Raw genomic sequence first — 8,306 nt, 5'->3', positions numbered from 1 at the left:
CGCCGATACCGCCCGCGGCTATCCGGCGGCGGCACCGGCGGCCAGCCGCGGCAGGGCGGGCCGGAAGGCGCCCGCCCGCTGGGGCGCCTCCGCCGCCCCCCCAGGGGGCGGCGGGGGGGCGGCCGGGCGGGGCCGCCGCCCGCAGCAGTTCGTCGCAGGTCTGCCCCGCGACGCAACCGGCCAGCAGGTCGGCCAGCGTGTTGAACGCCGCGAAGGTCGAGGTCCGGTCGCCGTTCGGCGGCTCCGCCAGCATCCGGGCCACCTCGCCGTCGCCGGCGTCGGCCAGGTCGTGCGACACGGCGGCGGCGTTGCGGACTGCGGTCCGGTTGCCGATGATCAGACCGCCCTCGGTGAACTGCGCCAGCGCGTAGGCGGCCGCCACGGTGGTCTGCTCGTCGACCACCGCCTGCGGCAGGGTGTCCGGTGCGCCCAGCACCGTCGCCAGCCGCACCGGCCCGCGGCTGGCCGGCGGGCCGTCCGCACCGCGCGCCCGGGCTGGGCCGCCGCCACCGCTGCCGCTGCCGCCTGCCGGTGCGTCGGCGAGCAGGTACAGCACCGCGTCCGGATCGGCCGCCAGCCGGTAGCTCAGGTCGAACCGCCCCCCGGCGTCGCTGCGCCCGTGCGCCAGGACGGTCGTCCGGCTCTGCTCAGCCCTCCCCTCGCCGGCGCGGTACAGCGTCACCTCGGCCCCGGCGATCGGGCAGTCGCCGTCCCGGACCACCCCGCTCTGGTGGTGCACCGTCTCCGGCGGCCGGTGCTCGGCCATCGCGGGCGGGGCGTGCGTCGTGAGGACGGCCGGCCCGGCGAGGACCGCGGCGACGAGAAGGGCACCAGGGCGGCGGCGCATGCGGGACTCCGGCCTGTCAGGAGGGACGGGACCGCCCACTCTCACCGCCGCCCGCCTCCCCGGCGGTCCTGACAGACCCCGCTCAGGACACGGTTCCCCCGGACGGACGCACCGGACCCGAGCGGCACGCCCCCGCTCTGCCGGGTTTCCCGGCGGGGCGCCCCGCTCCGGCGAGGCGATCAGGCCGGGCCTGGTCGAGGCGATCACATGTCGTCAAAGTCCCTACCAGGCCTGCTTCGTGACAGTAGGGTCGCCGGGGTGGCCTCGGGAGCACCCCGGCCGCCGTCCGGTCGGTTCGAGCAGATGGAGGAGTCGAGGATGCCAGTCACGTCCGCACGAGGAGCACGGTGGTGGGTATCGGCCACGGCCGCGCTGGCCGCCGCCGTCGTCGTCGCCGGGTGCTCGTCCTCGCCCGCCACCACCCCCCCGGGCGCCGGCGCCCCCGCCCCGAGCACGGCCGCCACCGGCACGCCGAGCGCCGTCGACAGTGCCACCGCGAGCGTGCCCTCCACTGCCGCTTCGGCTGCGACGAGCGCGCCGCCCGCGAGCCTTCCCTCGACCAGCGCGCCGGCGCCCGTGCCCGCCGCCCGGCCGGCCGACGCGTGCGGCATGCTGACGTCGGACCAGGTGGCCTCCGCCGTCGGCACCCCCGGGCCGTACAACCTGTCCCACGAGGACCCGGCCGACGACGGCACGCCGGTCTGGGGCTGCACCTGGGGCACCCGGCGATCCAACGCCGACCTGCGGGAACTGACCGCCACCCAGTACACGCGTGCCACCACCGCCGGCAGCCTGACCGTCACGCCGGTCCAGGGCATCGGGGACAGCGCCGTGCTCACCAAGCGCACCTCGGACGGCAGCGAGCCGGCGCTGGACTTCACCGCCGGCTCGCGCTACTACGAGGTCACCGTCACCGTGGACCGCTCCGAACTGGGCGCGACCAACGCGCCGCAGGAGACGGTCGCCGTACAGACCCTGGCCACGACGCTCGCCAAGGCCCTGGCCGGCTGAGGCACGCATCCCTGGTCAGGCAGGGCAGAGCAGGGCAGGACGGCGCGGAACGACGCACCGCACCCGGGGTCAGGCGGACCCGCCCGGGTGCGGTGCGTCGGCGTCATGCGCTCGGGTCGGGGCCGTCCTGGGCGGCCGGAGCGGCGGGGGCGGCGGGGAGCGGCGTCGTCTCCAGGACCGGTGGGGACATCCCGGCGGTGGCCAGCGTGGGGAAGGTGATCGGCAGCGGCTCCTGCCCGGTCTCGGCCTGGCGCAGCTGGTCCAGGATGCCCTCGCGGTCGGTCAGCAGGACGGTGAGGATGCGTCTGGCCGACCGCAGGAGGTCGGCCACGTCCCCGCCCGCGAGGGCGTAGAGCACGGTGGGCCCCTCGCGGGTGGAGACGACGATGCCCGAGCGGCGCAGGATGGCCAGCTGCTGGGAGAGGTTGGACGCCTCGATGCCGATGTCGGCCAGCAGGTCGCGGACCGGCAGCGGGCCGCCCTGGAGCAGTTCCAGGACGCGGATGCGGACCGGGTGGCCGAGCATCCGGAAGAACTCCGCCTTGACCTGGTAGAGCGGGGGGTGCTGCATCAGAGCTCGAGCTCGCTCTCCACCACCTGCAGCCGGCGCCGGGCCATCGCCAGGTTGGCCCGGTTGCGGTCCAGCGCCAGGTAGAGGAAGAGGCCGGCGCCGGTGCGGGACGTCAGCGGGCGGATCAGGTGGTACTGCCCCGTCAGCGTCACCAGGATGTCCTCGATGCTGCCGCCCAGGCCCAGCATCTCCATGGCCCGTAGTTTCGCGCGCACCAGATCCGTGTTCCCCGCGGCGGCCAGCGCGAGGTCGAGCTCCTTGCCGCCGCCGAGCATGCCCAGCGCCATGCCGCTGGCGATGTCCACCAGAGCCACCCCCAGGGCGCCCTCGATGGTCATCGCTTCCTTCAACGCAATGTCGGTGTGTGCCATGTCCATCACGCTAGGCACTCGCGGGCTCACGCGGTGGACGAATTGCAGAACTCTGCAACTTGCGTATCCGATGCGGTATCGTGCGCACCCCGACCGGCCGGGCGACCCCCCGGACTCCTCTCCACCCACGGGTGGAGCCGAAAGCTCCACCCGGGCACCCACCCCCGGGCTGATCCCTCGTCATGGGGCTGGGCAGGAGACTTGCCGCCATGAACACCACCGAGTACTGCGTGCAGTTGGTCCTGGTCCTGCTGGTCGTCCGTCAGGTCAAGGGCGGTCGACTCGACCTGACCGGGCTGGTCCTCCCCGTCGTCCTGATCGCCGCCACCGCCGTCTACTACCTCCGCTCCTTTCCGACCGCCGGCGGCGACCTCGGACTCGAACTGGGTCTGGCCGCGCTCGGCACGCTGCTCGGCGTCACCGCCGGCGCCACCACCCACGTCTGGGCCACCCACGACGAGGGCGTCCACGCCAAGGCGGGCCTCGCCGCCGCCGCGCTGTGGGTCGGCGGGATCGGCGCGCGCATCGTCTTCGTCCTGGCGGCCGAACACACCGGCTTCGGCACCACCGTCGCCGACTTCAGCCGCACCCACCGGATAACCGGCTCGCAGGCCTGGGTCGTCGCCTTCGTCCTGATGGCTCTCTGCGAGGCCCTCGCCCGCCTGATCACCGTCCGCCTGCGCGCCCGCAGCGCCAGGACCCGCCTCCTCGCCCTGGCCGCCTGACACTCCGACAACAGCCGGGCCCCGAGCACCGCCCTGCCCGGCCCCCAGGCAGGATCGGGATCACCCGATGAAGCGTCAGCGCACGCTCTCCGGGTCCCGTCCCACCTGCTCGAGCAGCCGATCGATGGCCGCCTTCGCCTCCATCACGGGCGCACCGGTCGCCGTTCGCCAGGTGTTGATCGCCTGGACACGCTCACCCGCACGTGCGTGGGCGACGGCCAGCCTGGCGTGCAGCGGGTGGCCCGGTAACCGGGCGGGAACGGGCCGACCGCGTGACTCGCCCTCGCGACCGCTGGGGTCGAGGCCGTCGAGCGAGGAGTGCAGCCCCTGGACCAACACCCGCTCGGCCGGCGCCCCCTCCTCCGTCCCTCGGGTACGCACCGCCATCAGCTCCCAACGGAACTCCGCCGGCTCGGACGGCTCCTCGCCCAGCCCGATGCCCAACAACCCCGGATCATCGATCAACTGACAGAGGTTGTAGAGGAGGGCGTGTTGCATCTCCCGCACCACATCGGTCAGATCGTCCGGATCCACCCCACACGCCAGAACCCGCCCGAGCGCCCCCGCCCCCGCCCCCGCCCCCGCGCTGACAGGACCACTCCCCTCCCGGCGGCTCCGGCAGGACGGATCGATCCACGACGGGTACCCGTCGGCGTCACCGTCCTCGTCAACAACCATGCCCCACGCCGTCCTGAGGAACGCCCGCAGCGCCTGTGCCGACCAGTCATCAACCTGATGCCCGTCGGAACGGGAGTCGTCGCGATCAACCATCCGCCAACCCTCCCAGAGACGCCACCCCGCAAACCAGCCCGGCCCCGTCCGTCCCGCAGGCCAGCCCGCTCGAAGTGTCGCCCGGCCGCTGACCGCCGGCCGGCAGCCTGATCGACAGGTCCCGCAAGTCCCTGGGCCTGGCGGTGACAGAGGAAGAAACCGATGGCGCCGCGGTGGAACCCCGCGGTACGAGTGGGGTCATGGCCAGAAGCGCCCACCACATTCGCCACAACGCTGCCCGCTCTGGGCAGGCCGCCTCGCGCCCCGGGAGCCCGTGGCGGGCCGTGCGGGTGCGCGAGCTCCGTTACAGTACCGAGCGCTTGCGCTCAGCCGCGCTGGAGGGACGGCGCCCGATGCCACAGGAGGTACAGCGGTCTCTTGCCGTGTACTCCTTCGCCCGCAGCGATACGCGGGGAGGAGCGGTGGGAACTCTCGCCTACGTCGAGGAACGGCGCGCTCGTCAATTGACACGACGTCAGCTACATCTGTTTCGAACGGGACTGGTGCCGGACATCGAGATCGAGCCCGGACGCCACCGGCACAGCGCCCGCTGGCTTGCTTAGCTTCGAATTCATCCTCGTCGGGCTTGATGTTCCTTGAGCTGCTCAGCGCGTCCCGCTGGGCGGGCGGTGGCCGGGCGGATGTGGCGAGACCCCCGCCGCCCCCGGGTGGGGGCGAGGCGGCGGGGCTCCGCTGGCCGCTGCCAGGGCCGTTGGAGGCCCTCGGCCCGCGGCCGGGCAGGATGGGGCCAGTTCGCCCGGGAAGCCACGTCACAGCAGTGGCCCGGAGCCCTTGAGGGTCGAGGTCGGCCGCACACGAGGGCAGTTGACAGACCGTGATCCAGTCCTGGTCAGCGAGGTGAGTTGTCGGCGTCGGCCCCGGCCGTGTCCTCGACCGTGTCCTCGCCCCCGTCCTCGACCGCGTCCTCGACCGCGTCCTCGACCGGGGTGGTCGCGACGAAGCGCAGGGCCTTGTGGCGTGCCACGAGGATGTTCACCCCGAGCGCGACGACTCCGGCCGCGGTCAGCTGGCCCTCGAGGTCGACCCCGGACGTGTCCCGGTCCGCCCTCTGGGGTCCGACCCAACCGCTCGGGTCCACGGTCAGGTGCTTGAGCTCCCCCTCGAAGTCGTACTCGGTGCAGTCGGGGTACCAGAGCGTGGAGTGAGCGAGCGGTGGGCCGTCGTCGTGCTGCACCTCACAGCGCCAGAGTTCGTTGTCGTTCTCGTCCTGGTAGCTCTGCATCGCGGTGACCTTGGCCGTCTCCGGCACCCCCCAGTGCAGGATCACCTCGTCCCTGACGGCGTAGCAGCCCCCGAACAGCACGTAGGCCCCGATCACCAACGCCGCCAGAGCGAGCAGCGGGCGCCCCAGCATCAGCGGTGCGGCCACCACAGCGGCCGTGGCCGCGAGCCCCAACAGCACCCCGGCCAGGGTGACGTCGGGGTTGCTGCCCAGCAGGATCGAGCCCAGCAGCGCCAGCGGGGCAAGAACGGCCGCCCGCCCGCTGAGCCGCAACATCCGTGGGTCCGGTTCGACCTGCTTCCGTGCGCGCGGCCTGCGTCTACGCTGCCCGGCGCTGCTACCCCAACCCATGGCCGTCCCCCTGTCAGGTGTGCGGCTGACCGTCGCGGCCAGTCTGACCGCTCGGGGCGGTCAGGGGCGGGGATGTCGAAGAACCAGGAAGGCACCGTTACGAACCCGTCGCCACCGTGCCACCGCGCGCCATCCTGGCGCAGGAGGCCCGCGCGAGAGCCCACTCGAGGTTCCTCGCCCCCGGCAGCAGCTGGCCCACACCCCGGAATCGGGTCTTCTGCGACTGCCTGATCGGACGGCGTGACGCGCCGTTCGAGCTCACCGACGCAGTGCTCTCCCCCGACGAGCCGGTGAGGACCCCGGATGGACCTGCGCTCGCGCCCGAGCACCGGCCCGGCCACGACGCCCTGTACGGCGCGCTCCACCGGGGCCGGCGGGAGGGCGAGCGGCTGCGGGGCGCGCTGGGCCGGCCTCCCGCTGCCGTGCCCCGGCGACGGCCGCCTGGTACTCGCGGGGGGACACCTCGCCCGTGGCGGAGGTCCGGCAGCACCACGACCGTGTGCCCGCGCTCAGGCTCTCGGGACAGCCGGCTCTCGGAGCTCCAGCGGCGCCGGCTGTCCGCCGCGGATGCCCTGGAGCCGGTCGTTCCCGGTTACCCCGGACCGAGCAGGCCGAGGAGGGGTGCCCAGGCCTCCTTGCCCAGTTGGGCGTCGGCGCGGGCCGTCCCTCCGTACAGAAACGTCGGCGAGGGTTCGGCGGGACCTTCACCGGGGAACCGCGGCCGGTGTCCGGCATCGGCGCGGGCCACCAGGTGGACGGGAAGGCCCGCTGCGCGACGTCGCGCGGCCAACTGCTCGGCGTAGCGGAGCGAAGGCCACATCGCATCGTCGCCGCCGGCGACCAACAGCACGTCGGCGGCAGCCCTCTCCACCGGGATCGCGGCGGCCTCCAGCTGCCGGGCGAAGGTCCGCTCGCTGAGTTCGTACGAACCGCGCACCGCCACCGGGCCGTCCACCTGCTCCGGCTCCCAGGAGTCGTCCATCGGCACGAAGGGCAGCGGCTCTCCCCGCCAGGTCCAGGAGGACCGACAGGGACGCAGAAGACCGTCGAACCCGGGGCCCACGTTGCACCAGACCAACGACGACGGCGAAATGGCGACCACCGCATCCACGCGCGGGTCGTGAACCGCCGTCAGCAGCGCGGCCTCGGCGCCCTTGGAATAGCCGAACAGGCCGACGCGCTCGGCTCCGTGCGACCGCAGCAGATCGACAGCCGCGACGAACGTCTCCAGCGGTATCTCACAGATCCCCGCCGGCTGCCCCGGTCCGCCGAACCAGCGCAGGGCCAGAGCGAGGAAGCCCTGCTCGGCGAGGAGCCTCGCCCGTTGGCGGTCCACCCGACCGCTCGACCCGGCCAGCACGACAACCCCCGTGCCGCCGCCCGTGGACGGCTCCATCAGGACCGCCTCCCAGGGGGCCGCCAGCTCATGTTCGACGACGATCAAGGCCTCTCCTCTCAACACAGGACTCACACGAAGGAAGACTATCGACACCGCGGGCGGGCAGGTCTGATCAACGCCATACCGCCCCGCCCCGGGAACTGGGCAAAACGGTGGACCGACCTGCGGAGGATTCCGCTGCGCGGGCTCGGGGCGTGAGCGACACGCCTTCCGCTGCCCGAACTCGCCGCCACCACGGCAAGATGGGTGCCATGGCGACGACGACAGAACTGGCCAGAGCCGCCCTCACCCGGCAGCTGACCCGGCACGCCGCGACCCGCTGGCCCCAAATCGTGGAGCTCGCCGTCCGTATACGTGGTGAATTCGCCTACCTCGAAGCGCATCTGGCCGACGACGAAGACGTACTCAAGCTGTGCCGACTCCGCGGTACGGCCGATCCGCAGCTGTGGAGCTTCGCGCTCTGCACCTCCTCGGGCGACCGCTACGAGGAGAGCATCCTGCCCTCAGGATCATGGGCGGGCACGCCCGAGGAGGCCCTCGACTGCGCCTGCGAGCTCTACCTCGCGGCGCCGCCCGTGCCGATCGGTCCTTCTCCCACAGCCGAAGACCTCTCCTACAGCACCGTGGTGCCCGCGCTCGCCGCCGCCGTACCCGAACTGCGCGAAGACCTCGACTGCCACCTCTACAACCAGAGCGGGATCCTGCAGCACGTCTTCTTCGCGATCGATGCGACCCCCTTCGTGATCGACGCCTGGCGGCAGGGGCAGACCGAACTCGTCGAGCGCTGCCTGGCTTTCCTCGAACGAGCCCTGAGCTCTGATGACCCCGACACCCGGAGCCTGGTCGCCACGTCATTCGTCCACCAGGTCGGCCCCTGGGATCCCGAGATGGCGGCCTTCATCAAAATCTGGCCCCCGGCGCTGTCCCGATCCGCCCGGGCCCAGACACCGTCCGCACCCTCGCAGGACTGACGCGGGCCTGCACTGGAGCGTGTTTCAGAAGTGGATCACTGGCCGG

Annotated in this window: 8 protein-coding genes and 1 pseudogene; 3 read left to right on the top strand and 6 right to left on the bottom strand. The window is 72.9% G+C overall.

Annotated elements, in window-relative coordinates; translation table 11 throughout:
- Window positions 1–847 (bottom strand): annotated as a pseudogene (locus ABD323_RS08770) (hypothetical protein); the annotation flags it as partial.
- A 318-nt stretch (window positions 848–1,165) separates the two neighbouring features.
- Here ABD323_RS08770 and ABD323_RS08765 point away from each other — a divergent pair.
- Window positions 1,166–1,858, top strand: coding sequence for a hypothetical protein (locus ABD323_RS08765; protein WP_344440672.1), 693 nt, complete (start codon window positions 1,166–1,168; stop codon window positions 1,856–1,858).
- Window positions 1,859–1,961: 103 nt separating this feature from the next.
- On the opposite strand, the gene ABD323_RS08760 is transcribed toward ABD323_RS08765, so the two are convergent.
- On the bottom strand, window positions 1,962–2,429 hold the full coding sequence (locus ABD323_RS08760) for an ArsR/SmtB family transcription factor (RefSeq protein WP_344440671.1): 468 nt from the start codon (window positions 2,427–2,429) through the stop codon (window positions 1,962–1,964).
- The gene (locus tag ABD323_RS08755) at window positions 2,429–2,800 is read right to left on the bottom strand and encodes a hypothetical protein (protein WP_344440670.1); all 372 of its coding nucleotides are present in this window, start codon (window positions 2,798–2,800) and stop codon (window positions 2,429–2,431) included. The genes ABD323_RS08760 and ABD323_RS08755 overlap by 1 nt, the downstream gene beginning before the upstream one ends.
- Window positions 2,801–3,009: 209 nt before the next feature.
- Here ABD323_RS08755 and ABD323_RS08750 point away from each other — a divergent pair, with 209 nt between their 5' ends.
- On the top strand, window positions 3,010–3,525 hold the full coding sequence (locus ABD323_RS08750; RefSeq protein ID WP_344440669.1) for a hypothetical protein: 516 nt from the start codon (window positions 3,010–3,012) through the stop codon (window positions 3,523–3,525).
- 75 nt (window positions 3,526–3,600) lie between these two features.
- Here ABD323_RS08750 and ABD323_RS08745 read toward each other — a convergent pair whose 3' ends face one another.
- The 3 genes from ABD323_RS08745 to ABD323_RS08735 all read right to left on the bottom strand — a co-directional run bounded on the left by ABD323_RS08745 (window position 3,601) and on the right by ABD323_RS08735 (window position 7,334).
- Window positions 3,601–4,296, bottom strand: a complete 696-nt coding sequence (locus tag ABD323_RS08745; protein WP_344440668.1) for a hypothetical protein — start codon at window positions 4,294–4,296, stop codon at window positions 3,601–3,603.
- Between the two features lie 850 nt (window positions 4,297–5,146).
- Window positions 5,147–5,815, bottom strand: a complete 669-nt coding sequence (locus ABD323_RS08740; protein WP_344440667.1) for a hypothetical protein — start codon at window positions 5,813–5,815, stop codon at window positions 5,147–5,149.
- Between the two features lie 667 nt (window positions 5,816–6,482).
- On the bottom strand, window positions 6,483–7,334 hold the full coding sequence (locus ABD323_RS08735; protein WP_344440666.1) for an acyl-CoA thioester hydrolase/BAAT C-terminal domain-containing protein: 852 nt from the start codon (window positions 7,332–7,334) through the stop codon (window positions 6,483–6,485).
- Between the two features lie 206 nt (window positions 7,335–7,540).
- Between ABD323_RS08735 and ABD323_RS08730 the strand changes: the two genes are divergently transcribed.
- Window positions 7,541–8,260 carry a DUF7674 family protein gene (locus tag ABD323_RS08730; RefSeq protein WP_344440665.1) on the top strand — a complete coding sequence of 240 codons (720 nt, stop codon included), beginning with the start codon at window positions 7,541–7,543 and terminating at the stop codon, window positions 8,258–8,260.
- The last annotated feature ends 46 nt before the right edge of the window (window positions 8,261–8,306 follow it).

This window comes from Kitasatospora nipponensis, from assembly GCF_039528135.1.
GTDB classification, from domain to species: Bacteria; Actinomycetota; Actinomycetes; order Streptomycetales; family Streptomycetaceae; genus Kitasatospora; species Kitasatospora nipponensis.
The sequence above is the reverse complement of the archived record's forward strand: the minus strand, read 5'-3'. Positions and strand labels throughout refer to the sequence as shown.

Coding starts and splice junctions, on each gene's coding strand:
- ABD323_RS08765 (WP_344440672.1), top strand. CDS start 1,166: ATGCCAGTCACGTCCGCACGAGGAGCACGGTGGTGGGTATCGGCCACG.
- ABD323_RS08760 (WP_344440671.1), bottom strand. CDS start 2,429: ATGCAGCACCCCCCGCTCTACCAGGTCAAGGCGGAGTTCTTCCGGATG.
- ABD323_RS08755 (WP_344440670.1), bottom strand. CDS start 2,800: ATGGCACACACCGACATTGCGTTGAAGGAAGCGATGACCATCGAGGGC.
- ABD323_RS08750 (WP_344440669.1), top strand. CDS start 3,010: ATGAACACCACCGAGTACTGCGTGCAGTTGGTCCTGGTCCTGCTGGTC.
- ABD323_RS08745 (WP_344440668.1), bottom strand. CDS start 4,296: ATGGTTGATCGCGACGACTCCCGTTCCGACGGGCATCAGGTTGATGAC.
- ABD323_RS08740 (WP_344440667.1), bottom strand. CDS start 5,815: ATGTTGCGGCTCAGCGGGCGGGCGGCCGTTCTTGCCCCGCTGGCGCTG.
- ABD323_RS08730 (WP_344440665.1), top strand. CDS start 7,541: ATGGCGACGACGACAGAACTGGCCAGAGCCGCCCTCACCCGGCAGCTG.